General features: G+C 69.2%; 23 protein-coding genes. 11 read left to right on the top strand and 12 right to left on the bottom strand.

Features of this window, described 5'->3' with window-relative positions:
* The first annotated feature begins 174 nt into the window (after positions 1-174).
* The 3 genes from ACYVDG_RS04380 (at position 175) to ACYVDG_RS04370 (ending at position 3937) form a co-directional block, all read left to right on the top strand.
* Positions 175-681, top strand: coding sequence for an RDD family protein (locus tag ACYVDG_RS04380; protein WP_460746991.1), 507 nt, complete (start codon positions 175-177; stop codon positions 679-681).
* Positions 682-883: 202 nt separating this feature from the next.
* Positions 884-2314, top strand: coding sequence for an LCP family protein (locus tag ACYVDG_RS04375; protein ID WP_460746990.1), 1431 nt, complete (start codon positions 884-886; stop codon positions 2312-2314).
* Between the two features lie 231 nt (positions 2315-2545).
* Positions 2546-3937, top strand: coding sequence for an LCP family protein (locus ACYVDG_RS04370; RefSeq protein ID WP_460746989.1), 1392 nt, complete (start codon positions 2546-2548; stop codon positions 3935-3937).
* A 377-nt stretch (positions 3938-4314) separates the two neighbouring features.
* Here ACYVDG_RS04370 and ACYVDG_RS04365 read toward each other — a convergent pair whose 3' ends face one another.
* From ACYVDG_RS04365 to ACYVDG_RS04320, 10 genes are all read right to left on the bottom strand, one after another.
* Positions 4315-5028: a DUF4191 domain-containing protein gene (locus tag ACYVDG_RS04365; RefSeq protein ID WP_460746988.1), complete on the bottom strand. Its 714-nt coding sequence runs from the start codon at positions 5026-5028 to the stop codon at positions 4315-4317.
* A 212-nt stretch (positions 5029-5240) separates the two neighbouring features.
* The gene (gene lipA, locus ACYVDG_RS04360; protein WP_460746987.1) at positions 5241-6194 is read right to left on the bottom strand and encodes a lipoyl synthase; all 954 of its coding nucleotides are present in this window, start codon (positions 6192-6194) and stop codon (positions 5241-5243) included.
* A 96-nt stretch (positions 6195-6290) separates the two neighbouring features.
* Positions 6291-6995: a lipoyl(octanoyl) transferase LipB gene (gene lipB, locus ACYVDG_RS04355; protein WP_460746986.1), complete on the bottom strand. Its 705-nt coding sequence runs from the start codon at positions 6993-6995 to the stop codon at positions 6291-6293.
* 9 nt (positions 6996-7004) lie between these two features.
* A complete protein-coding gene (locus tag ACYVDG_RS04350) occupies positions 7005-7937 on the bottom strand; it encodes a TIGR01777 family oxidoreductase (RefSeq protein ID WP_460746985.1) in 933 nt (310 codons plus the stop codon).
* A gap of 345 nt (positions 7938-8282) precedes the next feature.
* On the bottom strand, positions 8283-8846 hold the full coding sequence (locus ACYVDG_RS04345) for an NADPH-dependent FMN reductase (RefSeq protein ID WP_460746984.1): 564 nt from the start codon (positions 8844-8846) through the stop codon (positions 8283-8285).
* A gap of 177 nt (positions 8847-9023) precedes the next feature.
* Positions 9024-10781, bottom strand: coding sequence for a 2-oxoglutarate dehydrogenase, E2 component, dihydrolipoamide succinyltransferase (sucB, locus tag ACYVDG_RS04340; RefSeq protein WP_460746983.1), 1758 nt, complete (start codon positions 10779-10781; stop codon positions 9024-9026).
* Between the two features lie 102 nt (positions 10782-10883).
* On the bottom strand, positions 10884-12260 hold the full coding sequence (lpdA, locus tag ACYVDG_RS04335) for a dihydrolipoyl dehydrogenase (protein ID WP_460746981.1): 1377 nt from the start codon (positions 12258-12260) through the stop codon (positions 10884-10886).
* Positions 12261-12405: 145 nt separating this feature from the next.
* A complete protein-coding gene (locus ACYVDG_RS04330; protein ID WP_460746979.1) occupies positions 12406-13929 on the bottom strand; it encodes a leucyl aminopeptidase in 1524 nt (507 codons plus the stop codon).
* A 356-nt stretch (positions 13930-14285) separates the two neighbouring features.
* Positions 14286-15077: an adenosylcobinamide-GDP ribazoletransferase gene (locus tag ACYVDG_RS04325; RefSeq protein WP_460746977.1), complete on the bottom strand. Its 792-nt coding sequence runs from the start codon at positions 15075-15077 to the stop codon at positions 14286-14288.
* The gene (locus tag ACYVDG_RS04320; RefSeq protein ID WP_460747005.1) at positions 15074-16066 is read right to left on the bottom strand and encodes a bifunctional adenosylcobinamide kinase/adenosylcobinamide-phosphate guanylyltransferase; all 993 of its coding nucleotides are present in this window, start codon (positions 16064-16066) and stop codon (positions 15074-15076) included. The genes ACYVDG_RS04325 and ACYVDG_RS04320 overlap by 4 nt, the downstream gene beginning before the upstream one ends.
* A 206-nt stretch (positions 16067-16272) precedes the next feature.
* Here ACYVDG_RS04320 and ACYVDG_RS04315 point away from each other — a divergent pair, with 206 nt between their 5' ends.
* Positions 16273-16476, top strand: a complete 204-nt coding sequence (locus ACYVDG_RS04315) for a hypothetical protein (RefSeq protein WP_460746976.1) — start codon at positions 16273-16275, stop codon at positions 16474-16476.
* 262 nt (positions 16477-16738) lie between these two features.
* Here the strand turns inward: ACYVDG_RS04315 and ACYVDG_RS04310 are convergent, their stop codons facing one another.
* Positions 16739-17743: an aldo/keto reductase family protein gene (locus ACYVDG_RS04310; protein WP_460746975.1), complete on the bottom strand. Its 1005-nt coding sequence runs from the start codon at positions 17741-17743 to the stop codon at positions 16739-16741.
* A gap of 183 nt (positions 17744-17926) precedes the next feature.
* Entirely contained in the window at positions 17927-18589 is a 663-nt protein-coding gene (locus ACYVDG_RS04305) for a DUF3043 domain-containing protein (protein ID WP_460746973.1), read from the bottom strand.
* A 96-nt stretch (positions 18590-18685) separates the two neighbouring features.
* On the opposite strand from ACYVDG_RS04305, the gene ACYVDG_RS04300 reads away from it, so the two are divergent.
* The 7 genes from ACYVDG_RS04300 to rpsD all read left to right on the top strand — a co-directional run bounded on the left by ACYVDG_RS04300 (position 18686) and on the right by rpsD (position 24410).
* Entirely contained in the window at positions 18686-19459 is a 774-nt protein-coding gene (locus tag ACYVDG_RS04300; protein WP_460746972.1) for a PspA/IM30 family protein, read from the top strand.
* Positions 19456-19734, top strand: a complete 279-nt coding sequence (pspAA, locus tag ACYVDG_RS04295; RefSeq protein WP_460746971.1) for a PspA-associated protein PspAA — start codon at positions 19456-19458, stop codon at positions 19732-19734. The genes ACYVDG_RS04300 and pspAA overlap by 4 nt, the downstream gene beginning before the upstream one ends.
* Positions 19735-20011: 277 nt before the next feature.
* Entirely contained in the window at positions 20012-20932 is a 921-nt protein-coding gene (gene htpX, locus ACYVDG_RS04290; protein WP_460746970.1) for a zinc metalloprotease HtpX, read from the top strand.
* 48 nt (positions 20933-20980) lie between these two features.
* Positions 20981-21601 carry a PspA-associated protein PspAB gene (gene pspAB / locus ACYVDG_RS04285; protein WP_460746969.1) on the top strand — a complete coding sequence of 207 codons (621 nt, stop codon included), beginning with the start codon at positions 20981-20983 and terminating at the stop codon, positions 21599-21601.
* Positions 21602-21888: 287 nt separating this feature from the next.
* Positions 21889-22239 carry a HesB/IscA family protein gene (locus ACYVDG_RS04280; RefSeq protein ID WP_460746968.1) on the top strand — a complete coding sequence of 117 codons (351 nt, stop codon included), beginning with the start codon at positions 21889-21891 and terminating at the stop codon, positions 22237-22239.
* Positions 22240-22540: 301 nt separating this feature from the next.
* Positions 22541-23512: a carbohydrate kinase family protein gene (locus ACYVDG_RS04275; protein ID WP_460746967.1), complete on the top strand. Its 972-nt coding sequence runs from the start codon at positions 22541-22543 to the stop codon at positions 23510-23512.
* Positions 23513-23798: 286 nt separating this feature from the next.
* Complete coding sequence (gene rpsD, locus ACYVDG_RS04270; RefSeq protein WP_460746965.1) at positions 23799-24410, top strand: 30S ribosomal protein S4; 612 nt, start codon at positions 23799-23801, stop codon at positions 24408-24410.
* Positions 24411-24514: the final 104 nt, after the last annotated feature.

Below are 24514 nucleotides of genomic sequence, written 5' to 3'. Positions count from 1 at the left end.
GCCTCCGGCCCGGTGGTTCCGCCTGTTTGCGGCGGAAATCGGACCGTCGTCCGGCCCTGAGTGTGACCGGTCCCACGCTGTCTTCCCTCGCATGTCACAGTGCTCGCGCGGGCCCGCGCACGGGAGGGCGGGCCCGCGCGCGGAAGGTGCGGAGGTGCCGATAACGTGAAAGGCATGAGCGACAAGAGCCGGAGCGGAGCCCCCGCGCCCCCCGAAGACGATTTCACGTACCGGGGCAACCGGCTCGGCCTGCCCGAGAGCGGGACCGGTTCGGTTCCCGGTGTCACGCGCCGCCTCGTCGGCCTCGCCCTGGACTGGGGCCTGGCCACCATGCTCGTCGCGGGCGCGCTCAACCTCGGCCTGATCGGCCAGGACCTGTCGGCCGCGGCGGCCGGGGGAGGGGAGCAGGAGGCCCTGGCCCTGACCAACTTCACCGCTCTGTCCACGTTCGTGGTGTTCGCCGGGATGAGCATCGTCCTGCTGACCCTGTTCGGTACAACGATCGGGCGGCGGATCGTCGGCGTCGGTATCACGGCCACCGGCGAGCGCTCCTGGCCCTGGTTCGCCTCGATGGCCGTGCGGACCTTCCTGTTGTGCCTGGTGATTCCCGCGGTGGTCTACGACCGGGACACCCGCGGTCTGCACGACCGCGCCGCGGGGACCATCGCGACTCGTTACTGAGCTCTCACAAGGCGTTCCGGATCCTGTTCGGAACGTGACGCACGCGGTGCGCACCCCCTCCGGCCTGCTGTTAGCATCCGGTCACGGCGCCACCCTCCGGAGCCGCGGCCCCGGTCCGGGTTCCTTCCCCCAGCGCGCGTGGAAGCACCTCTGGACGCCCTGACCCCGCCCCTAGGTCTCTTACGCACCCTCGAAGGTTCGCATGGCTGGAAAACGCTCCGCCCCCCGTAGCTCCGGCGCGCTCGGCGCCGTCCGGATGTCCACCGCTCAGTGGATCGCCTGTGCCGTCACCGCGGTGGCGATCATCGCGAGCCTCGGCGGCTACGGCTGGTACCAAGGGCTGATCGGCAACATCACGACCGCCCAGGTGGACACCGACGAGTGGGACCGCCCCACGAGTGTCGAGGGCGTGATGAACGTGCTCATCATCGGCTCGGACGAGCGCTCGGGTGAAAACGCCGAGTACGGGGAGGTCGAGGGCGAGCGCCCCGACACGATGCTCATCGCCAGCATCAACGTGGACAGCGGCGCCGCCACCCTGGTGAACCTGCCCCGCGACCTCATGGTGGACCTGCCGGCCTGCGAGGCCGCCGAGGGTTACGAAGGCATGAGCCCTCACTCGGGCATGATCAACTCCGCCATGAACTTCGGCGGAGTGGGCTGTCAGTGGAACACAGTGGAACAGGCCACCGGGGTACACCTGGACCACTTCCTCCTGATGGACTTCATCGGCTTCAGGGACATGGTGGACTCCATCGGCGGCGTGGAGATGTGCATCCCCGAGCCCATCGACGACCCCCAAGCCCACCTGGAGCTTGACGCTGGGCTCAAGACCCTGGACGGTGAGGACTCGCTCGGTTTCGTGCGCTCCCGTTACGGCCAGGGCGACGGCAGCGACCTGTCCCGGATCGACCGGCAACAGGAGTTCATGGGCGCGATGCTGCGGGAAGTCCTCAGCAGTGACGTCATGACCAACCCCGTCACCATCACGAACTTCCTCGGCGCGGTGACCGACTCGATCACCACCGACGAGGAACTGACCGTCGAGACCATGACGGACATCGCGATCTCCATGCGCGAGGTGGACCTGGACCGGGTCCAGTTCGTCACGGTCCCCAACGGGGCCCACCCCGAGGACGAGAACCGGATCGCCATGGACCAGCCCGCCGCCTCGGAGCTGTTCGACGCCATCAACGCGGGTGTCGAACTCAACGGGGGCGACGGCGAAGGCTCAGAGGGCGATGACGAAGCCGACGAGAGTGCGGTCGATCCCTCCGACATCACGGTCGAGGTGGTGAACAACACCAGCATCGAAGGGCTCGCCCTGGAGATCCAGACCGTCTTGGTGCAGGAGGACTACGTGGTCACCGGGACGGGAAACCCCGACGTCCGCGCCCCCGAGGCCACCACGGTCTACCACGGCCCGGACGACGAGGCCGCGGCCGAACTGCTCGCCGGGTCCCTCGAGAACGCCCAGACCGAGGAGGTGGAGGGCCTTGAGCAGACCCTGGAGTTGGTCGCGGGCGCGGACTGGAACGGTTTCGGTGGTGAGTCCTCCGCCGACACCGACCTCTCCGTCACCGACGATCTCGACGGTGTCACCGCGGAGGAGGGCGAGGATACCCCCTGCTGACCACGTTCCCGGGGACGGAATGAGTGTCCGAAGCGCTCGATCTGACACGGAGTGTGCTCTTCCGGTACCATCCGGGCGGTCAGGGAACGTCACCGTCGACACCCTGGTCCGCGCCGTCGCACCCCCTCAGGCGGTTCCCCCGGTCGGACCCCTTCTCCAAGTGCCCCAGATCGGATCGCAGGTGCCCTCTTGGCCCCAAGAAACGTGTCTTCGGCCGCAGCTTCCGCCAAGATGAGCCTTGGCAAATGGGTGGCGTGCGGCCTGACCGGTGTGGTTATCGCCGGGAGTCTGGCCGTCTACACGGCCACCCAGGGCATCCTCGGTATGGAGACCGCCGACGTTGACCAGGACGCCTGGGGCGACCGCCCCGCCCAGGTCGACGGCCTGCACAACATCCTGCTCTTGGGGACGGACGAGCGCGCGGAGGACAACGCCGCCTACAACGAGGAGAACGGGGTCCGTCCCGACGCGCTCGTGATCGTCAGCATCGACGTCGACCAGGGCGGTGTGACGATGGTCAACCTGCCGCGCGACCTCCTCGTCGAGATCCCCCAGTGCGATCCGAGTGACGACGGTGCCGGCTGGAGCGGCGGGGCCGACCAGATCAACCACGCCATGACCTACGGCGGCATGGATTGCCAGGGCAAGACGGTGGAGTCGGTGACCGGCATCCACCTCGACCACATGGTCACGGTGGACTTCGCCGGTTTCGAGAACATCGTGGACACCATCGGCGGTGTCGAGATGTGCGTCCCGGAGCCGGTCGACGACCCGAACGCCCACTTGGAGCTGGATGCGGGTAAGCAGAGGCTCGACGGTGAGCAGGCCCTGGGCCTGGCCCGTTCCCGGGACAGTACGGAGACCGGCAGCGACCTGGGGCGTATTGAGAACCAGCAGCGCATGATGGGCGCCATCCTGCGCGAGGTCACTGACGGGGACATCCTGACCAGCCCCACCACCCTCTACGGCTTCCTGGACTCGGTCACCGACAGCATGGTGACCGATGACGGTCTCACCCTGGACAAGATGACCGAGCTCGCCATCGCCATGCGCGAGGTCGACCTCGGCGAGATGAACATGGTGACCGCGCCGGTCCTGGACCACCCGGTCGACCCGAACAAGGTGGACCTCGACGAGCCCGCCGCAACCGAGCTCTTCGAGGCGGTCGCCGCGGGTGAGACCACGGGGGGCGATGACGAGGGCTCGGACGATGAGGCTCCCGACGACGACGGGGCCGAGCCCTCGGACGTTTCCCTGCGGATCCTCAACAACACCGGGATCGACGGCTTGGGCTCCGAGGTGGAGGCGCTTCTGACGGAGGAGGGCTTCGTCGTCACCGACACCGGGAACCCCGAGGAGCGCGCCCCCGAAGCGACCACCGTCTACCACGGTCCTGAGCAGGCCGAGGAGGCCGAACTCGTGGCCTCGGCCCTGGAGAGCGCGGAAGCCGTCGAGGAGCCGTCGCTGGACGATGAGTTGGAACTGGTCATGGGCGGTGCGGACTGGTCCGGTGTGAGCGGCCTCAACGGCGGTGCCGACGGCAGTGGCGGCGGCGGTGGCGACGGCGGCCTTGACGACCTTGACGGCAGCACGGCCGCCGAGGACGAGGTCACCTGCGACTGACGGCGAGACCCTCAGGCGAGAAGCTGCAAAGGGGGCGGCGATCCGGACCGGATCGCCGCCCCCCTTTCGCGTCGGGGTGCTGACCTACGAGGGGCTCGGCGCTCTTGACCGGCCGCTGCTGGTGCTCCCCGTGCTGCTCGGCACGCCGATCGTGACCGCGGTCCGCTACCTAGCGAGCAGGGTGCTCGCCAGACTCGACCCCAGTGACACCTTCGTCCCGGCCAACGTCCGCCGCATCTGGACTGCCAGCCCTGAGACCTCATCAGCCACGCGAGGGACCTTTGAGGGCGACAAGGGACCTTTGAGTACGCATGAAACGGGGCCGCCGCACCACGAGGGTGAGACGGCCCCGTCAGGGTCCGTGGAGAGGGCCGGTGTCAGCCCGCCTGGTTGCCGCGCATGCCCTTGGGCAGCTTGGCGCCCTTCGGCATGGGGCCCTTGGGCATCTGCATCGATGCGGGCAGCGCCTTGAGCCGGTAGTTCAGCTCGGCCGTGCCGGACTTGTCCAGGTTGCGAGGAAGCTTGACCAGCGTCCGCTGCAGCTTGGAGACCGGAACCTGGTTCTCGCCGTTGCCGACCTTGAAGTCGTAGATGGGAGTGTCGTTCGCGACGCGGGCCACGCGCTTCTTCTCGCCCGCGATCAGGCCCTTGAGCCGGCCCGGGTCGCCCTCGCCGACCAGGACGACACCCGGACGGCCGACCACGCGGTGGACGACGTCCATCTGCTTGTTCGCGGCCACGCCGGGCTCGACCACCCAGTTGCCGCGCATGTTCTCCAGGATCGCCATGCCGGCGCCCAGACGCCCGTCGAGCATCTGGTACTGCACCTTCTGGGCAGAGCGGGTGAACATGATGAAACCGACCAGGAACGCGAGCGGCAGACCGGTCAGCGGCCAGATGATCCAGGAACCGGTCCAGATGCCGATGCCGACGAATACGGCGAAGATCAGCACCGCGACGGTGATCGCGATCGGGATCGTGCGCGGGCTCTGCTTGTTGACGACCTTGGCGACCATGCCGATCTGCTTCAACCGGCCCGGCTGCTTCTCGCCACCCTTACCGGCGGTCGTGTTGTCGGACTTCTTCGCCATCGTGCTTTCAGGCAGCGCACACCGATCGGATCGGTGGGGAAGGAGATCCCTGTGCTGCCTTGCCTCCTCTTCGCGGTCGACCTGTGCGGCGCCTAACGACGCCACAAGCTGGGCGCCTCAGTACACCAGGATATGCGCCCGGACACCGAGATGCGGAACGGTGGCCCGCGGGCCACCGTTCCAGCTTGATCACGACTCGGATGAATCAGACGTTATGCGTTGTTCGCGGCGGCCGCTACCTCGGCGTCACGCTTCTCACGGGCTTGCTTGTACAGGGTCCCGGCGCGGTACGACGAACGCACCAGCGGGCCGGACATGACCCCGGCGAAGCCGATCTCCTCGGCCTCCTTGCCCAGATCCGCGAACTCCTGCGGCTTCACCCAGCGGTCGATCGGGTGGTGCAGCTTGGACGGGCGCAGGTACTGGGTGATGGTCAGCAGGTCGCAACCGGCCTCGTGCAGGTCGCGCATCGCCTCGCTGATCTCTTCGCGGGTCTCGCCCATGCCCAGGATCAGGTTCGACTTGGTGACCAGGCCGTCCGCACGGGCCTGGGTGATGACGTCCAGGGAGCGCTCGTAGCGGAAGGCCGGACGGATCCGCTTGAAGATCCGAGGCACGGTCTCCACGTTGTGCGCGAGGACCTCGGGACGCGAACCGAAGACCTCGGCCAGCTGGTCGGGGTCGGCGTTGAAGTCCGGGATGAGCAGCTCGACCCCTGTGCCGGGGTTGAGCTCGTGGATCTTGCGGACCGTCTCGGCGTAGAGCCAGGCCCCGCCGTCCTCGAGATCGTCCCGGGCCACACCGGTGACGGTGGCGTAGCGCAGCTCCATCTTCTGGACCGAGGTGGCGACCTTGGTCGGCTCCAGCTGGTCCAGGGGAGAGGGCTTGCCCGTGGCGATCTGGCAGAAGTCGCAGCGCCGCGTGCACTGGTCACCACCGATGAGGAAGGTGGCCTCGCGGTCCTCCCAGCACTCGTAGATGTTGGGGCAGCCCGCCTCCTGGCAGACCGTGTGCAGGCCCTCACTCTTGACCAAGGACTGGAGCTCTGTGTACTCCGGCCCCATGTGCGCCTTGATCTTGATCCACGGCGGCTTTCTCTCGATGGGGGTCTCGCTGTTGCGCGCCTCCACGCGCAGCAGCTTGCGGCCCTCAGGAGCGATGGTCAACGCGAACCCGTTCCCTTCTGTACCCCTTGACGGGGACCCTCGCGCCCCTTGTGGGGGCTGCACGTCCCGATGGGGACTGGCTCATGGTGTGGTCTTTCATCCACGCGCGGTGGCCTCGGGAAGCATCCCGGTGCCGTCGGTGTGGCTGTACTCCGCCGCGCCGAGGACGTCGGCCAGATGCCGTTCGAGGCGCGGTCGCACGTCGGAGACGGTGACGGTGCGCCCCAGCTCGTTGGTGAGCGAGGTGACCCCCGCGTCGGAGATCCCGCAGGGGACGATCCGGTCGAACCACGACATGTCATTGTCGCAGTTCACGGCGAGGCCGTGCATACCGACCCCGCGTGCTACGCGGCAGCCGATCGCGGCGATCTTGCGCTCGATCAGTCCGCGTTCGGGGTCGGCGGCCAGCCAGACCCCGGTGCGGCCCTCGACGCGCAGGCCGGTCAGGCCGTACTCCGCGAGGGTGCGGATGATGGCCTCCTCCTGCATGCGGACGAAGGCGATCACGTCGATGGGGTCGGACAGCTTGACGATGGGGTACACCGTGAGCTGGCCCGGCCCGTGCCAGGTGATCTTGCCGCCCCTGTCGATATCCACGACGGGAGCACCAGGGTCGGTGATCGGACGATCCCACCTCCCGGTGCGCTTGCCCGCCGTGTACACGGGTTCGTGCTCCAGGAAGAGGACGGTGTCTGCCACCTCATCGGCGACGCGGCTCTGGTGGAGCCGCTTCTGGAGATCCCAGCCCTGGTGGTACGGGACGGGGGTGTCGCCCAGCCATGCGTAAACGAGATCACTCACACCACCACCTTACGCCCCGGTACGGGGTCCGGGTCGGACCAGGATGTCGGATAGCGCACTGTCCACCGTCGGCAGAAGGAAGGAATACCCGGCTTCCTCGAGGCGTTTCGGCCGCGCTCGCAGGTTGATGAGTGCGGTCTCCTCGGCGAAGTCCCCCAGTACCGCGCGCATCGCCGTCGCCGGGACAGGAAGGATCGTCGGACGACCCAGGGTGCGCCCCAGCGCTTGGGTGAATGCGGTGTTGCTCACCGGCTCGGGTGCGCACAGGTTCACCGGTCCGGTGATCTCCGGCCGCTCCAGCAGGAAACGGATCGCTCCGACCTGGTCGGCCAGCGATATCCAGGTCATGTACTGGGTGCCCGACCCCAAGCGGCCGCCGAAGCCGAACCGGTACAGCGGCAGCAAGGGCCGGAGCATGCCGCCGGAACGGGCGAGCACTACGGCCGAGCGCAGGTGGGCCACGGACAGCCCTGCCTCCTCGGCGGGCCGGGTGGCCTCCTCCCAGTCCTGGCACACCTCCGCCAGGAACCCTTTGCCGGGCGGGCTCTCCTCCGTGGCCACCGTGTCGGCCGTGTCCCCGTAGAAGTGCATCCCCGAGGCGCTGAGGAGGCGGGGAGGGGGCGAGGGCATCCCCGCCAGGACCTGGGAGAGGGTCCGGGTGCCGCGCACCCGGCTGCGCCTGATGACGGTACGCCGGTGGCGGGTCCACAGGCCGGGGCCGATCGGGGCGCCAGCCAAGTGGACCACGGCGTCGGTCCTGTGCAGGGCGACGGTGTCCACCCTCCCCTGCTCGGGGCGCCACTCGGCTTCCTCCAGACGGGTCGACCTCCCGTTCTGGGGAGGTCGACGCACGAGGTGCACCACCGTGTGCCCGTCGTCGAGGAGGGACGCGGTCAGTGCCCCTCCGATCAGGCCGGTCGCGCCCGTGATCGCCACTCTCATGGAGGGTGTCCTACCCGTTCCGCCCGTTCGGGACCGCGACCGGGACCGCGATCGGGGCCGTCGGGCGCGGAAAAAGCCGGAGCGGCAAGATTTCTTCGGCTTTTTCGGCGAAAGGACTGCGGGGAGTGCCCGAGTCTCCTAAGTTGAGAGTGGGACATGGAACTCCGCGTCAGCGCGGAGCTACCGTGGGCGACGCTCTGTCGGGCTGGCAGGCGCCGTCCAGTCCACAGGCCTTTGATGATGGGGATCATCAGGGGATGGTGATTGGTGGGGTAGAAAGACGGGGCGGTGCCGTTCAGGCGCCGCCCCGTCCATCGTCGTGGGGCAGCATCCACCGAACGCGTCTTAGCCGGGGTAGGGGCGGCGGGCGCGGGCCTCGCGCAGGGACAGGGACCACCACACCAGCTGATCCAGCATCTCGCCGACCGCGTCCTCCGCGCCCCGGAGGTCCTCCACAGGCGCGCCGCCCGCGTCGAACATGTGCTGCGCGTTGTGCAGGCTGACCGAGGTCCGCACGGTCGTGGCATGGAGTTCGGCGAAGACCGCGCGCAGTTGCTCCACCGCCCGGAGGCCGCCGGACATGCCGCCGTAGGAGACGAACGAGACCGGCTTGGCGAACCACTCCTTGCGCGCCGAGTCGATGGAGCTCTTCAGCGGTCCGGGGTAGCCGTGGTTGTACTCCGGCGTCACCACGACGAACCCGTCGGCGGCGTCCACCGCGGTCGAGAACGCGTCCAGCGGGGTGCCGTGCCCGTCGCCGAGGTCGAGCTCCGCCACGTCCAGCACATCGATGCCGAGGCCCTCGCGGCCCGCGATCCGGTCCAGGAACCAGGCGGAGACGACGGGACCGGTGCGGCCGGTGGTGTTGCCGCCCAGCACGACCGCGATCCGAACGTTCTCTTGCTGCATGTGGGTCCTCTGCGCTTCGCCCTGGCTGACCCTTCCACACTAAGACCTCAAGTTAGATTGAGGTCAACTTGCGGTGGTGCAAGCGTTGTCACGCCGACAAGCGCTGGCACACCGCACGGCCCGGGCCGGGCACCGTCAGACGGTACCCGGCCCGGGCGGCGGAGAACAGACCTGGAGTCAGGACAGACCGAGCTCCTTCTCGAAGTCGCCCTCCTCCAGGCGCTCCTTCACCGTCTGGAGGAAGCGGCCGGCGTCGGCGCTGTCGATCAGGCGGTGGTCGTGCGCCATCGACAGGTAGACCATGGAGCGCACGGCGATGACCTCGCCGCCCACGGCCTCGTCGTCGACGACGACCGGACGCTTGACGACCGTGCCGGTCTCCAGGATCGCGACCTGCGGCTGGTTGATGATCGGCGTACCGAACAGCGCACCGGTGTGGCCCGTCTCGGAGATCGAGAACGTGCCGCCGCCCAGCTCGTCCGGACCGAGCTTGCCCGTGTGGGCGCGCTCAGTCAGATCGGTGAGGCTCCGTGCCAGTTCACCGAGCTTCAGGGCACCGGCGTTCTTCACCACGGGGGCAAGTAGACCGCGCTCGGTGTCCACGGAAACGGCCAGGTTCTCGACGTCGTGGTAGGTCACCGTCTGGTCGGCGGCGTTGATCACCGCGTTGACCTTCGGGTGGGCCTTGAGCGCCTCTACGGTGGCCGCGGCGAAGAACGGGAAGAAGCCCAGGGCCACGCCCTCGCGCTTGGCGAAGTCGTCGCCGACCTGGTCGCGCAGGCGCGCGATCTTATGGACGTCCACCTCGATGACCTGGGTGGTCGTGGCGGAGATGCGCAGCGACTCGACCATGCGGTCCGCGATGGACTTGCGCAGGCGGCTCAGCTTCTCGGTCCGGCCGCGCAGCGACGCGTCCGAGGCGGGCTTGCTCGCGGTGGCCGACGCGTCCGCCTGCGAGCGCTGGGACTCGGCGGCCTTGAGCACGTCCTGCTTGCGGACGCGGCCGCCCACACCGGTCCCGGAGACACGGCTGAGGTCGACACCGTGCTCGTTGGCGAGCTTGCGGACCAGCGGCGTCACGTAGGCCTCGGACACGGCGTCGGTCCCGGAGGCCTGCCCGGTCCCGCTGAGCGTCTCGACGTCCACCGACGGGCTGCCAGCGTCCTGCTCACGTGCGGCGGGAGCAGGTGCGGACTGGGCTGCCGGGGCGGGCTCGGGCTCGCTCTCGGGTTCGGGCTTGGCCTCGGGCTCGGGCTCGCTCTTGGGCTCGGGCGCGGAGGCGGCAGGGGCGGAACCGGAGGCCCCGCCGATGATGGCGATCTCGGTGCCGATTTCGACCGTTTCGTCTTCGTCGACGAGGATCTTGGTGAGTACACCGGCCACCGGGGACGGGATCTCTGTGTCCACCTTGTCGGTGGAGACCTCAAGGAGCGGCTCGTCCTCCTCGACGGTGTCGCCCACGTTCTTCAGCCACTGGGTGACGGTCCCTTCGGTGACGCTCTCACCCAGGGCGGGGATGGCGACGGGGGTGCCGGAGCCGTCGGATTCCGCGCTGCCGGAAGCAGGGGCGGCGGGTTCGGGCTCGGCGGCGGGTTGCTCGGCCGGGGCGGGCTCCGGCTCCTCGGCCTGCGCGGGCGCGGCCGCCTCGGGCTCCTCGGCCTGCGCGGGCGCGGGTGCGTCGTCGTCGGCGCTGTCGCCCTCGCCGCCGATGACCGCGATCTCCGCGCCGATCTCCACGGTGTCGTCTTCGTCGACGAGGATCTTGGTGAGTACACCGGCCACCGGGGACGGGATCTCTGTGTCCACCTTGTCGGTGGAGACCTCAAGGAGCGGCTCGTCTACCTCGACGGTGTCGCCCACGTTCTTCAGCCACTGGGTGACGGTCCCTTCGGTGACGCTCTCACCCAGGGCGGGCATGGAAACGGAAGTCGGCATGGGTTCCTCGTTGGATATGGGCGCGGTATCTGCCCATGGCCTGGACGGGCAGCGCGGATGTGTGCGGGGGCGGGCCGTGAGGCCCGCCCCCGGGTGAAGCGGTCAGTCGTGGACGTGCAGAGGCTTGCCCGCAAGCGCGAGGTGGGCCTCGCCCAGTGCCTCCGACTGGCTCGGGTGCGGGTGGATCAGCTGGGCCACCTCGGAGGGCAACGCCTCCCAGTTGTAGATCAGCTGGCCTTCGGCGATCAGCTCGCCGACACGGCTGCCGACCATGTGGACGCCCAGCACGGGGCCGTCCTTCTCGGCGATGACCTTGACCGCGCCCTGCGTCTGGAGGATCTGGCTCTTGCCGTTGCCCGCCAGGTTGTAGTTCATCTCGACGACGTCGTGGCCGCGCTCCTTGGCCACCTTGGTGGTGAGACCGACGGAGGCGACCTCAGGCTCACAGTACGTGACGCGGGGTACACCGTCGTAGTCGATCGCGGGCGGGTTCTGCCCGGCGATGTGCTCGGCGACGAAGATGCCCTCGGCGAAGCCGACGTGGGCGAGCTGGAGGGTCGGGATGAGGTCGCCGACCGCGTAGACGTTGCCCACACCGGTGTGCAGGTTCTCGTCGACCTGGACGAAGCCGCGGTCGAGGGTGACACCCTGCTCCTCGTAACCGAGGCCCTCGGAGACCGGGCCGCGGCCGATGGCGACCAGCAGGACCTCGGCCTCCAGGGTCTTGCCGCCCTGGAGCGTGACGACCACACCCGAGTCGGTGGTCTTGACCGACTCGAACGGGGTGCCCAGCTCGGACTTGATCTTGCGCTTGCGGAAGGCCCGCTCCAGCAGCTTGGAGCTCGACTCCTCCTCGACGGGGACCAGGTTCTTGAGGGCCTCGACGACGGTGACCTCGGCACCGTAGGAACGCCACACGCTGGCGAACTCCACGCCGATCACGCCGCCGCCCAGGACGATGACGGACTCGGGGACGCGGTCCAGGTCCATGGCCTGGTCACTGGTCATGACCTTGTCGCCGTCGATCTCCAGGCCGAGGGTCTTCGGCTTGGAACCGGTGGCCAGAAGGACGTTCTTGCCCTTGTAGACCTTGCCGTCGACCGTGACCTCGTCCTTGCCGGTGAGCTTGCCCTCACCCTCGACGACGGTGATCTTGCGGGACTTGATCAGTCCGCTCAGGCCCTTGTACAGGCCGTTGACCACCTTGTCCTTGTACTTGTGCACGGCCTCGATGTCGATGCCCTCGAAGGTGGCCTTGACGCCGAAGTTCTCGCTCTCCTTGGTGGAGTCGGCGACCTCGGCCGAGTGCAGGAGGGCCTTGGTGGGGATGCAGCCGCGGTGCAGGCAGGTGCCGCCGAGCTTGTCTTTCTCGATCAGGACGACGCTCATGTCCAGCTCGGCGGCGCGCAGTGCCGCCGCGTAGCCGCCGCTGCCGCCGCCAAGGACGACGAGGTCGAAGGTGCCGCCGCTCTCACTCACGGGAACGAACTCCTAGTTGTGGTGGCTGGTGATGGTGGTGGAAGACCGTGGTCCTGCCGCCGGGGCGGCGTGTCGTATCAGACCGCGGCTGCCGGGGAGCGGGGCGGCGCTCCGGCTCAGAGGAGTACCGCCCCGCCCTTCCGAACTACTGCTTACGGGCGTAGTCCTCGGCGATGCGGACGAGGGTGCGGGTTCCCGCACCCGTGCCGCCCTTGGGGGTGTGACCGTGCGGGCCACCGTGGTTGAAGGACGGCCCGGCGATGTCGAGGTGGGCCCACTTGGTGCCCTCCTCGATGAACTCCTGGAGGAAGATGCCCGCGGAGAGCATCCCACCCCAGCGCTCGCCCGCCACGTTGGCGATGTCGGCGACCGAGGAGTTGAGGCCGGCGCGCAGCTCCGACGGGAGCGGCATGGGCCAGGAGGCCTCGTTCTCGGCACCGGACGCGGCGACGATCTCGTCGCGCACGGAGTCGTCGTTGGACATGACCGCGAACACGCGGGTGCCCAGCGCGACGAGCTGGGCACCCGTCAGCGTGGCGATGTCCACGATCAGGTCCGGCTCGTCCTCGTGGGCGCGGACGAGGCCGTCGGCCATGACCAGGCGGCCCTCGGCGTCGGTGTTGAGGACCTCGACGGTCTTGCCGCCGTAGATGCTCAGGACGTCGGAGGGCCGCTGGGCGGTGCCGCTGGGCATGTTCTCGGCCACCGTCAGGTAACCGACGGCGTTGACCTTCAGGCCCAGGGTGGAGATGGCGCGCATGGCGGCGAGCACGGAGGCCGCACCGCTCATGTCGGACTTCATCCACTCCATGCCGCCCGAAGGCTTGAGGGAGAGGCCGCCCGAGTCGAACGTGATGCCCTTGCCGACGAAGGCGACCTTCTTGGTGGCCTCCGGGTGGCTGTAGGACAGCCGGACCAGGCGGGGCGGGTTGGCCGATCCCTGGCCGACCCCGGTCAGGCCGCCGTAGCCGCCCTCGGACAGGGCGCGCTCGTCCAGGACCTCGATCTCCAGCTCGGCCTGCAGGGCGATCTCCTGGGCCGCGTTGGCCAGGTCCTCGGGGACCAGGTCGGCCGGGGCGGTGTTGACGAGGTCGCGCGTGAAGGAGACTGCTTCGGCGAGGACGGAGGCGCGCTCCACGGCGTCGTCTGCGCCGGTGGCCTCGCTGGCCACGGTCAGCGAGACCGCGGCGCTCTTGGCCGCCTTCTTCTTGGCCTTCTCGCCGGTGCGGTAACGGTCGAAGTCGTAGGTGCCGAGCTCGGCGCCCAGGGCCACGGCGCCGGCCTGGTCGGCGGTGGTCGCGGGCAGCGCCAGCACGACACGGCCCGCGCCCTCGGGGCGCGAGCTCAGGGAACGCAGCGCGGCGCCGGCCGCGCGGGACAGGACATCGGAGTCGACGGGGCCGTCGGTGGGCGCCGGGCCGAGGCCGACCGCGACGACGACCGGGGCCTTGACGGCTCCGAGGGAGGCAATGGTGTGCACCTCCTCAGGGGCGCCGCTCGCTCCCAGGAGCGACAGGGTAGAGCCGAGGCCGCCGGTGAAGGCGGCGTCGACGGAATGAGCGCCCGATGCGGGCTCCGGGGCGTCGCCTCCGGAGTGGTAACCGACGACTACCGCGTCGGCGTCGAGCGAACTGGGGGACTCCGTGTTTACTGACAACGTCGTGCTCACGCTCTCGATGCTAGCCCTCCTGTGCCCCCTGCGGTGACGCGGCACCCCGTGCCTTGCAAGGCTCTGACGCGGCGCTCTGCGCCCTGGGGGGCTGTGGGGCGACTCCCCCCGCGGGTCCGGTTCCGCCCGCACGGTGTGGGCCCCCTGGTCCCTTTCGGGGGGTGTCTTACGCGCTTGGCGGCGCGGAGACGCGCCTGCCCGTGGGGCGGCGGCGTGAAACTCCGTGTGAAAAAATGTGATGATGCCGACATTGGGCGACCGGAATGGCTACTGGTCAGTAAGTATGCCCTGGTGGGGAAGGCGCGGCCCGGTTCCGGCCGCGGTTCCGGCTCTGGTGCCGGCCCCGCTCCCAGGCTTTACAGCCACGCGATCGCCGCTGCCGTTACCAGCAGGGCGGTCGTGGCGGCCGTCTCCACCAGGGCGCCCAGGACATCCCCGGTGATGCCGCCCAACCGCCGCACCGTGCGCCGGAGCAGGAAGCCAGCGGCCACCTGCCCGAGGACAGCCCCGAGCGCGCAGGCGGCCGCGAACCCGGGGGAGTGGGCCAGCCCGAGCGCGCACAGCGCCAGGACCCCGAACGCGCACACCGCGGCGGACCCGGGGCGCACCGTCCCCGCGACCGCAGACCCCAGACCCTCCGGTCGGGCAGAGGGCACGCGGGGCGTGCACGCCAGGGTCACCGCCAGCCGTCCGGCCGAGCCCGCCACCACCGCGCCGGCCAGGGCGGCCCAGGGCGAGGCTTCGGCGAGCTGCCCCAGCGCCAGCACCTGGGCGCCGACCGCCACCACCAAGGTCAGAACCCCGAAGGGCCCGATGTCGGAGCGACGCATGACCTCCAACGCGCCCTCGGCTGCGCGGCCGCTTCCCAGGCCGTCGGCCAGGTCGGCCAGGCCGTCCAGGTGCAGCCCTCGGGTGAGCAGAGCGCCGAGGCCGACCGCGAGCAGTGCCGCCAGCGGGGCCGACCAGCCCGCCCAGACGCCCAGCACGGTGACCGCACCGGTGGCCGCGCCGAGAACGGCCCCCAGCACCGGCGCCCAGCACATCGCCCAACCGGAGACCGGACGGTCCACCCGCTCCACGCGCACCGGCCAGACCGTGAACGTGCCCACCGCCATGCGCGCACCGGCGACGGCGTCAGATCCGCTCACGGAAGCTCCACAACGCGCCCGGCCGCGGCCAGCACCACGTCCTCGGACTCGGCGCCCACCCACTGGTTGAGCAGGCCCAGCTGGTCGCGGAAGACCCGGCCCGCGCGGGTCGGCGGCACCACGCCGGACCCCACTTCGTTGGTGACCGCCACGATGTAGGCCTGGGATGAGCGCCAGGCCTCCAAGAGGTCGTGGACGGCGGCCTCCACCCGTTCCTCCGCGTCCTCGGGAGGGTGCTCCTCCCACATGCCGCACTCACCCATGACCCAGGTCAGCCACGTTCCCAAGCAGTCGACCAGGACCGCGCCCCTGGTGCGCTTGAGCAGTACCGCGAGATCCTTGGTCTGCTCGGTCCGCCACCACCAGGGTCTGCGCCGCACGTGCTGGGCGACGCGCTCGGCCCACTCCGGGTCCACGGCGGGGTCGGCGACCGGCCCGGTGGCCGCGTAGACCACCTTCGGTTCCGCCAGCAGGCGCAGTTCGGCCTCGGTGGACTTGCCCGAACGCGCCCCTCCGGTGACCAGGGTCCGGTGCGGGCCGCGCGGCCGGGACTCCGGCCACACCGCTGGCGGGCAGGACATCTCACTGCCGTCCCCCGGCACCAAAGCGCCCCACAGGCGGGCCCGCCGGGCGAACTCTTGGGGCGACCTGATCCGGTGGTCCCCGCCCACCGCGACCACGGCCGTCGTCACCCCGATCACGCCGGAACGCCGGAGCTCCCCGATGACCTCGGGGCGCTGCGCGGCGTCGACGATGACCATGTCCACCTGCTGTGGGGGCGCTGAGGAGTAACCGGAGGAACCCCCGGGCCGGGCCTCGGCCGGAGGACCGCCGGGCAGCGGCCCCGGGCCGGACCGGGCGTAGAGCAGGCGGCCGCCGTCGCTGCCGTCCACCCGGATCCCGTCCGGGGTGGGGGTCACCGTGTACCCGGGTGGGACCGGGCCTACGGCGCCGGCCTCGCGGATACGGAAACGGTCGTCGACGGTCACCCTCAACGGCAGACGGCGTTCCGCGTGGGCCTTGTTGCAGGAAGAGCAGGTGCACTGCGGAGCTGGCCAGCCCGCGTGCCCCGCCGTTCCCAAGAATCGGATACGCACCCCAAAGAGTTAACCTCATCGCGGACCAAGCCTTGGTTAGGCTCAGCACAGGATCGCGGTGGCCCCCACCGTGCAACGGCGACGAAGGGCGGTCGAACATGGCGTGGACGTGGCGGTATCACGAGGCGGACGGTGCCCAGCTGAGGGCGGAGGGATTGCCGACCGAGTCGTTCACGTCGCGCGGCGACGCCGAGAGCTGGCTCGGCGAGAACTGGGAGGAGCTCGTCGAGGGCGGCGTGGGCACCGTCGCCTTGCTGGAGGAGGGGCGGGAGGTCTACACGATGTCCCTGTCGCCCGAGTAGCCGGCCCCAGAGGCTTCCATGAGCGCCGTGCCCGGCCTCCAGGGTGCGGCGCTCAGTCGCTCCCGCTCTCCTCCGCGATCTCGGGCACGCACGTGTCGAATTCGGTGGTGGAGGTGCCCTCGTCGGCGTCGTAAGCACGACCCCATGGGTTGGGTCCCCTCAGTATGGGCTTCGAAGTCGATGCCGTCGGGCGCGAAGCGCACACGGCGGCCCCGGTGCCGTCGGGCACCGGGGCCGGATGTGGCCAACCACCGGGGAGTGGTCAGCCGCGGATGTTCTCCGGGCTCTTGGTGAGCGACGGGTCGCGCTCGATGCTGTCCCCGAGGACCTCGTCGATCCGGGCCAGCAGAGCGGAGTCGAGCTTCACGCCGGCGGCCTTGACGTTGCTCTCCACCTGCTCCGGGCGGGAGGCGCCGATGATCGCCGAGGACACGTTGGAGTTCTGCAGGACCCAGGCCACGGCCAGCTGCGACATGGTCAGCCCCGCTTCGGCGGCGAGCGGCTCCAGCTGCTGCACGCGCTCCAGGAGGGCCTGGTCGGAGACCTTGTCGGCGAGGAACTTCTCGCTCTTGGGGTCGCTGGCACGCGAACCCGCGGGCAGTTCCTGGCCCGGCTTGTACTTGCCGGTGAGGATCCCGCCGGCGATCGGCGACCAGACGATCTGGCCGATGCCCTCGCGCTCGGACACGGGGACGACCTCGGACTCGATGACCCGCCAGAGCATGTTGTACTGCGGCTGGCTGGAGACGATCCGGTCGAAGCCCATCTCGTCCGCGATCTTGAGGGCGCGCTCGATCTCCTCGGCCCGCCACTCGGAGACACCGATGTACAGGGCCTTGCCCTGGCGGACCAGGTCCTCGAAGGCCCGCATTGTCTCCTCGAGCGGGGTGGTGTAGTCGAAGCGGTGCGCCTGGTAGAGGTCCAGGTAGTCGGTGCCCAGGCGGCGCAGGGAGTCCTCCGCGCCGCGGATGATGTGCTTGCGGGACAGGCCCTTGTCGTTCCTGCCCTCGCCCATCGGCCAGTAGACCTTCGAGAAGATCTCCAGCCCGTCCCGGCGCTCGCCCTTCAGCGCACGGCCGAGGACCTCCTCGGCCCTGCCCTGGGCGTAGACGTCCGCGGTGTCGAAGGTGGTGATGCCCGCGTCGAGTGCGGCGCGCACACAGGCCGCGGCGGTGTCCTCCTCGACCTGGGATCCGTGGGTGATCCAGTTCCCGTAGGCGATCTCGCTGATGATGAGACCGCTGTTGCCTAGATGCCGAAAGTCCATGCTGAGCACTCTAATGGCAGCACCAGCGGAATCCGAGACCGTTCACCAGGGGAGTGGGAACGCTCCCAGTCAGGGGGTGCGGCCGCCCCAGACACAGTGCCCCAGACACAGTGAAGGGCCGGTGCGGACACCGGCCCTGCTCACGTGTGACGGACAATGGGGATATTGGGGATGGCTGGCTGTTCAGCGTGTGCCGCGGGGAGTGGGGTCCTCGCCGACCTTCACGCGGGGCTTGGGCAGGCGCAGGCGCCGGAACTGCAGCTGGCGCATGGCGGCGTACATGCCGATGCCCTTGATCGCCGGGTCGTCGGGGAAGTACTCGCTGGCCCGACGCTTGATCGTGCGCCCGACCATGATGCCCTCGGCGACGATGGTGACCATCATCAGCGGCCACAGCACGTAGGCGACGGCGACCTGGAACGTCGGGTTGTTGATGAACAGCAGCGCGATGATGAGGATCGAGAACGGCAGGAAGAACTCGCTGGCGCTGCGACGCGAGTCGATGAAGTCCCGGGCGTAGGCGCGGGCCTGCCCGAGGTCCTGCTGGCGGAAGTATTTCTCGTCGCCCTTGGGAGCACCGGAACGCCGGGCACCCTTGTCGCGTTGACGTTCGAGACGATTCCGGTAGGCGCGGTAAGCCTCCTTACGGGTCTCGGGGGCCTTCACCGGTCGGCGCGGGGTGCTGTCGGATTCCCTGCGCTTAGGGGTGGGCACACCCTTCTTGGGGGTATATCCCTTAGGTTGGGTGGCCTCAGTGGCCTCAGGGCTGGCGGATTCGGCAGAGCTCGAATCCGGGGCTGCGGAAGCGGAGCGACGTCGGAACACACCTTCAGGGTAGCCGGTCATAGCTTTATGGCGACCGCGGGCCAGACCGCGTAGGGTTGGGCAAAGCGCCCGCTGGGAACAGCCGATGTACGCACCGAGAAGGGGACGGCCACGCCGATGAGCGTGTTTCAGCGACTTTCGATGATCTTCAAGTCCAAGGCCAGCAAGGCCCTGGACTCTGTCGAGGACCCTAGGGAAACACTCGACTACTCGTACCAGAAACAGCTTGAACTCCTGCAGAAGGTCCGTCGCGGTGTCGCCGACGTCGCGACTTCCCGAAAGCGGGTCGAGCTCCAGATCCAGCAGCTCGAGCAGCAGTCCGGCAAACTGGAGACCCAGAGCCGGGCGGCCCTGACCCAGGGCCGTGAGGACCTCGCCCGTGAGGCCCTCACCCGTCGCTCCGGCCTCACCAGCCAGATCGAGGGACTGCGCGAACAGCACTCCAACCTCCAGGGTGAAGAGCAGAAGCTCACGATGGCCGCCCAGCGCCTGCAAGCGAAGGTTGATTCCTTCCGCACGCGCAAGGAGACCATCAAGGCGACCTACACCGCCGCTCAGGCCCAGACACAGATCAGCGAGGCCTTCTCGGGTATCTCCGAGGAGATGGGCGACGTGGGCATGGCCGTGCAGCGCGCGGAGGACAAGACCTCCGAGATGCAGGCCCGTGCCGGTGCGGTGGACGAGCTCCTCGCCTCCGGCGCGCTGGACGACGTCACGGGCAGCGGCCCCAAGGACGACATCCAGAGCGAACTCGACCAGTTGGCCAGCACCACCGGTGTCGAGTCCGAGCTGGAGCGCATGAAGCTCGAGCTCGAAGGCGGCAACGGCGGCGGTGCCACCCCGCAGATCGAGGGCGGGAACGGCTCTGCCGGGAACCGGGAGGGCTCGTGATCGTCCGCATCATGGGTGAGGGTCAGGTTGACCTCACCGACGCCGACCTGGGCCTGCTCAACGACTTCGACGCGGCCCTGGAGGCGGCGATCGAGGCGGATGACGAGGCCAAGTTCCGCACGGCCTTGCACGACCTCCTGGAGAAGGTGCGGGAGGACAGCAAGCCGCTGCCTCCGGACGCCCTGGAGCCCTCGCAGTTCATCCTTCCGCACGCTGACGCCAGCATGGAAGAGGTGCGCGAGATGCTCCAGGACGACGGACTCATCCCGGGCTAGGCCCGGGTGCGGTGACTCCGCGAGACCCGCCGCCGTCCAAGCGGGTCCGCGAGCCAGGCGTGTCCCCGGGCTGGGGAGACCACCGGTCCGAGCCACGTTCGGTGCCTGCGTGCGCGCTTTCTCCACCGCGGCCGCCGTGACCACGTCACGGCGGCCGCGGTGTGCGTGCGGTCTATGACACGTCTCACCGGGTGTGGAGAACACGCGGCGGCCCGCTTTAACCCGTTTCTCACCTGCCCGAACTACACTCCGAAACAGTCATAGGGGAGGGATCGGCGTGGCAGGTTCGAAGTTCCGTCCGGACCGGGGGCTGACAGCCCGGATGGTCATGACCATGGTGTTGCTGTTCCTGGTCTACGTCGCCTTCGTGTTCGGCCTGGTCTTCGCCGGGCTCAACATCTGGCTGGTACTGATCATCGTCGGGGCCTTCGCCTTGTTCTCCTACTTCTCCTCCGACAAGATCGCCATGTTCGCGATGGGCGCCAAGGAGGTGACCCCGCAGCAGGCACCGGACCTGCACGCGATGGTCGACCGCCTGTGCGCCATGGCCGACATGGGCAAGCCCCGCGTGGGGATCGCCGACTCCGACGTGCCCAACGCCTTCGCCACCGGGCACAGCGAGAAGTCGGCGGTCATCTGTGTGACCACCGGCCTGATGCGCCGCTTGGACGGCCCGGAGCTGGAGGCGGTCGTCGCCCACGAGCTCTCACACATCGCCCACCGCGACGTCATGGTCATGACCATCGCCGGTTTCCTCGGGATCGTCGCCGGGTTCCTCACCCAGGCCGGGCTGCGCTTCGCCCTGATCGCGGGCGGCAGCCGGGGCGGCAACAACGGCCCGGCCCCAGCGGTCGTCGCCCTCCTCGTCGTCCTGGTCAGCGCCGTCGCCTGGGTCCTGAGCTTCCTGCTCACCCGAGCCCTGTCCCGTTATCGGGAGCTCGCCGCGGACCGCGCCGCCGCCTACCTGACCGGCCGCCCGTCCATGTTGGGCAGCGCGCTGTCCAAGATCACGGGGGACATGGCCCGTATCCCCACCAGGGACCTGCGCCAGGCCGAACCGTTCAACGCCTTCTTCTTCGCGCCGGCCTTCGCGAAGAAGGGCTTCAGCATGAACCAGTTGATCGCCACCCACCCGCCGGTCGAACAGCGCCTGTCACAGCTCTCCGACATCTCCCGCCAGCTCGGAACCGGGAACTGACCCGGCAGGCCCTCGAACCGGTCCCGACCACCCGTGAGGGGAACCCGCATGAGTTTCTGGCGCGCCCTACTGGGACGTTCGAAGCCGGCCAAGCCCGACCTGGACGCGCTCTTCGGGCTGCCCTCGGCCGCCCTGACCCTGCGCGCGGCGGTGGGGATCTCACCCACGGGTTCGGGCTCCGTGGCCTTCCGGGCCTCAGAGGGCGCCGCCTTCGCCGACGTGGAGCGCGACGTCACCGAGCTCCTGAACGCCGGTGACGGCCCACCGGTCGAGCAGACCACCGATGACTACGGCTACACCTGGCTGGTCGTGCGCGGGGGCGGGGCCGAAAGCGGTGGGGGAGACATTCCTGCGGGACCGGGCGGGGAGGTGGTGGATACCGACATCACCGGCCTGGTCACCGACCTGCACGCAGTCAACTCGACTCTGGAGGTGAACGGCTACGGTCCCTCCCTGCTGTGCTCCCTCGTGGGCTTCACCGACGGCGGGGGCCGCTCGGTCGGCCTCGTCTACCTGTACAAGCGGGGCACCTTCTACCCGTTCGCCCCTCGGGGCAAGGGCCGGGACAACGCAATGGAGCTACAGGTGGAGGCGGCGATCGGGGACGATCTGCCGATGGAGAAGGACAAGTCCCGCTGGTTCCCGGTCTACGGTGCCCCGGGCCTCTGACGAGGAGGCAGATGTCTTTCTCCGCTTCCGGCGCACACCGGAGATGGCATCCGGGGCCGGGACAAATTACCCTTGGAGGTGCGAGTACACCCGTGAGCCGCCGGTGCCACATCCACATCCTGTGGCCACGGCGGCAGGGCGAACACAGCGGCCACAAGGTGGAATGCCGCGCGGGCTCCCGGCGTTGGGACCCGTTGAAGAGGACTACACCCGCCACGGCGGGCCGATCCGGCACGCGACCGGGGTCGCCAGACGGCCGCAACCCCTTTTAAGAGGAGCTTTACAACATGACGGTTCAGAGCGAGGCCACCGCGCAGGGAGTCATCCTCACCGATGGTGCGGCCGACAAGGTTCGGACGCTCCTTGAGCAGGAGGGCCGGGACGACCTGCGCCTGCGCGTGGGTGTCCAGCCCGGTGGTTGCTCGGGGCTGCGTTACCAGCTCTACTTCGACGAGCGCGACCTGGACGGCGACGTCATCGCCGACTTCGACGGGGTCGAGGTCGTCACCGACCGCCGCAGTGCCGCCTACCTCATCGGCGCGACCATCGACTTCATGGACACGATCGAGAAGCAGGGGTTCACCATCGACAACCCCAACGCCACCGGTTCCTGCGCCTGCGGTGACTCCTTCAACTAGGGGTCTCCACGGTCGGCCGGGCACGTTCGACCAGGCATAGCCGCCCCGGCGGGGGCGGTGCCCTCAGGGGGAGGGTGGACGCAGCAGAGCGTCCGCCCTCCCCCTCAGTGTGTCCGGTTCCGCGGGCCTGAGGACGGTGTCGGTGCGCTATCCGTGCCCGCCCGGCCTTTAAGGACCGTCGCCCCCTGGGTAACCTAGGCGGGTCCATCGGTCGCGCCCCCGGCGTGGCCGACTACGCCCACAACATGTCCAGCCCGTCCCCCGAGTGCATTCTTCTTCCCAACCAAGGAGCTCACGTACAGTGCGTATCGCGGTTGCCGGATCCATCGCCACCGACCACCTGATGACCTTCGACGGTCGGTTGGCCGAGCAGATCATCCCCGACCAGATCCAGCAGTTGTCCCTCTCCTTCCTGATCGACGAGCTGGATGTGCGCCGCGGCGGCGTCGCAGCCAACATCTGTTTCGGTATCGCCGGCTTCGGACTGAGCCCGATCCTGGTCGGCGCGGCCGGGACCGACTTCGAGGAGTACCGCGCCTGGCTGGACCGCCACGGCGTCGACACCTCCGCGGTGCTCATCTCCGAACTGCGCCATACGGCCCGGTTCATCTGCACCACGGACAAGGACCAGAACCAGATCGCGTCGTTCTACGCCGGTGCGATGGCCGAGGCCCGCAACATCGAGGTCCGGCCGATCGCGGACCGCGTGGGCGGCCTCGACCTCGTCCTCATCGGCGCCGACGACCCGGTGGCCATGGTCCGGCACAGCGAGGAGTGCCGCTCGCGCTCCATCCCCTTCGCCGCCGACCCCTCCCAGCAGCTCGCCCGCATGGAGGGCCCGGAGGTGCGCACCCTCATCGAGGACGCGACCTTCCTTTTCACCAACGAGTACGAGAAGGCCCTGGCCGAGCAGAAGACCGGCTGGTCGGACGCCGAGATCCTGGGCAAGGTGGGTATCCGGGTGACCACCCTGGGCGCCAAGGGCGTCCGGATCGACCGCGAGGGCGAGCCCAGCATCCAGGTGCCCTCCGCCGCCGTCGACAACCTCGTCGATCCCACCGGTATGGGCGACGCCTTCCGCGCCGGGTTCCTCTCGGCCCACTCCTGGGGGGTCCCCCTGGAGCGCGCGGCCCAGGTCGGTAACGCCACCGCAGCCCACTGCCTGGAGGCGGACGGACCGCAGGAGTACAAGCTCACGTCCGAGTCCCTCCTGGGCCGTCTGGAGCGCTCCTACGGCGCTGACGCCGCCGCTGAGGTCAAGCCCTTCCTGTGATCGGGCGCCACTTTCGGGCGGGATGACGCGCCTTTTGGTCGGGGCGGTGTCTCCGAGCCCGTAAAGTGGATGGTCGTGACCCGCACGGGTAATCCCGTGCCCGCCCGGTGCGCTGAAACGCGTGCCGGGCTACTTCGCCCAAGCCGTTCGCGCCGGGTCACGCGCGACGGTGGGGAACCCGCTTCCGCCCCGCACCGCGGGATCCGGGGCTCGGGCGCCCGGAGCGCCTCCCAGATCTAGGCAAGCCTTACCTGGGATTCCCTGATTCACCTTGAAAGGACTATGCATGCGCTACACCGGACCGAAGGTGCGGTTGTCCCGGCGCGCCGGCACCCCGCTGACCCGTAAGGCGGTCAGCTACTTCGAGAAGCGCCCGTACCCGCCCGGCGAGCACGGCCGTCGCGTCCGTCGCAACAGCTCTGACTTCGCCGTCCGTCAGGCGGAGAAGCAGAAGGTGCGCTGGTACTACGACCTGACCGAGAAGCAGCTGCTCCGGATCTACGAGAACTCCAAGAAGCGCGCCGGTCGTACCGGTGAGGAGATGCTCGCCGAGCTCGAGCTGCGTCTGGCCACGGTCGTCCTGCGTGCCGGTCTGGCCGCCTCGATCTACGCCGCGCGCCAGTTCATCAACCACGGCCACATCACCGTGGACGGCAAGAAGGTCGACATCCCGTCGTACCAGGTCAAGCCGGGCCAGATCATCAGCGTTCGGGAGAAGTCCCGCACGATGGTCCCGTTCGTCGAGGCTGCCGAGGGCATCCACGCGGACGACAAGATTGCCGGTTTCCTCGCCGTGAGCCACAAGGACCTGCGCATCGCGGTCATCGACCGCCCCAAGCGTGAGCAGATCCCGGTGCCGTTCGACGAGCAGCTCGTCGTCGAGTTCTACGCTCGCTAAGCACCTCCCGCACCCGCGGGTCCAGCCCTTCTCCGAGGGCGGTCCCGTGCCGCGGGGAAGGCCGCGCGGACCCCGTGTCCGCGCGGCCTTCGTGTTGCCCGGCG

The organism is Nocardiopsis oceani (assembly GCF_054777395.1).
Note: the sequence above shows the minus strand (reverse complement) of the source record. Positions and strands in the feature narration are given on the sequence as shown.

Excerpts from the sequence above, each read along its gene's own strand:
- ACYVDG_RS04315 (WP_460746976.1), top strand. The coding sequence starts at position 16,273 with ATGGCGTGGACGTGGCGGTATCACGAGGCGGACGGTGCCCAGCTGAGG.
- ACYVDG_RS04370 (WP_460746989.1), top strand. The coding sequence starts at position 2,546 with ATGAGCCTTGGCAAATGGGTGGCGTGCGGCCTGACCGGTGTGGTTATC.
- ACYVDG_RS04380 (WP_460746991.1), top strand. The coding sequence starts at position 175 with ATGAGCGACAAGAGCCGGAGCGGAGCCCCCGCGCCCCCCGAAGACGAT.
- ACYVDG_RS04350 (WP_460746985.1), bottom strand. The coding sequence starts at position 7,937 with ATGAGAGTGGCGATCACGGGCGCGACCGGCCTGATCGGAGGGGCACTG.
- ACYVDG_RS04375 (WP_460746990.1), top strand. The coding sequence starts at position 884 with ATGGCTGGAAAACGCTCCGCCCCCCGTAGCTCCGGCGCGCTCGGCGCC.
- ACYVDG_RS04280 (WP_460746968.1), top strand. The coding sequence starts at position 21,889 with ATGACGGTTCAGAGCGAGGCCACCGCGCAGGGAGTCATCCTCACCGAT.
- rpsD (WP_460746965.1), top strand. The coding sequence starts at position 23,799 with ATGCGCTACACCGGACCGAAGGTGCGGTTGTCCCGGCGCGCCGGCACC.
- pspAB (WP_460746969.1), top strand. The coding sequence starts at position 20,981 with ATGAGTTTCTGGCGCGCCCTACTGGGACGTTCGAAGCCGGCCAAGCCC.
- ACYVDG_RS04300 (WP_460746972.1), top strand. The coding sequence starts at position 18,686 with ATGAGCGTGTTTCAGCGACTTTCGATGATCTTCAAGTCCAAGGCCAGC.
- ACYVDG_RS04345 (WP_460746984.1), bottom strand. The coding sequence starts at position 8,846 with ATGCAGCAAGAGAACGTTCGGATCGCGGTCGTGCTGGGCGGCAACACC.
- ACYVDG_RS04305 (WP_460746973.1), bottom strand. The coding sequence starts at position 18,589 with ATGACCGGCTACCCTGAAGGTGTGTTCCGACGTCGCTCCGCTTCCGCA.
- sucB (WP_460746983.1), bottom strand. The coding sequence starts at position 10,781 with ATGCCGACTTCCGTTTCCATGCCCGCCCTGGGTGAGAGCGTCACCGAA.
- ACYVDG_RS04365 (WP_460746988.1), bottom strand. The coding sequence starts at position 5,028 with ATGGCGAAGAAGTCCGACAACACGACCGCCGGTAAGGGTGGCGAGAAG.
- ACYVDG_RS04310 (WP_460746975.1), bottom strand. The coding sequence starts at position 17,743 with ATGGACTTTCGGCATCTAGGCAACAGCGGTCTCATCATCAGCGAGATC.